Origin of the sequence: Fulvivirga kasyanovii, from assembly GCF_009711405.1 — a bacterium.
GTDB classification, from domain to species: Bacteria; Bacteroidota; Bacteroidia; order Cytophagales; family Cyclobacteriaceae; genus Fulvivirga; species Fulvivirga kasyanovii.
The window spans coordinates 1-765 of sequence record NZ_SMLW01000110.1; the positions used below are offsets into that span (position 1 = coordinate 1).

1 pseudogene is annotated in these 765 nt (G+C 37.9%); it reads right to left on the reverse strand.

Annotated elements, in window-relative coordinates:
- Positions 1 to 8 precede the first annotated feature (8 nt).
- Positions 9 to 765, reverse strand: a pseudogene (locus tag E1163_RS30150) (hypothetical protein); the annotation flags it as partial.

Sequence of the window (765 nt, forward strand, 5' to 3'; positions counted from 1 at the left end):
TATTCGCTTCATTTTTTTAATTTATTCATTAGTTCCTCTGACTGCCTTGTTCGATCTAAACCTCGTTGAAAGGAATCTTTCGACGGGTCAGGATTAAAATTTCTATGATTAATAACCCCTTTCTCTGCATTTGAATTAAATTGAGAAGCTTCACCTATTTTTTGTTGCAGGTTTCCAGAGGCTTCTCTTAATTTAATGTTTTTGCTATTTGTATCAGATGTCTTTTGTATATTCCCTTCACTTAAAAACATATTACCATCATTATCTATTTCAATGCCTGCTTGTATCGTCTCTGTAGTCACCGTTTGAGATACCCCTCTTAGAATACCACTTCCAGTTAAAGAGGCTTCAGTAGTAGTGGTTACTTCCTGTATTGTTACTTGGGTTTTATCTTCATTAAATGTCAGTGAAGATGTTGTCGATGTTTCCGTGACAGTTTCAACTCGCCTTACGTCTGCAACTCCACTGGTCATCAGCATTGAAACTGCATTAACTGCGACAGGTACACTATACGATGCTGAGAATCTAGACCCTCCATCTATGCTGACATTATTTGTTGTGTTTACTCTTACAGCTGATGTTCTCATTCTATTTTGTAAACCACTATGCTTAGATACTGATAAATACCCAGCTTTCAAAAATGGAGACACTGGGTTAATAGAAGCTGGTGCCAGCCCATCAGGATCATTAAACCTTATCGGATTATCAAATGCAAAATTATATGGACTCCAGCTAGCCATCTCATCGGCCAACGGATCAGGACTC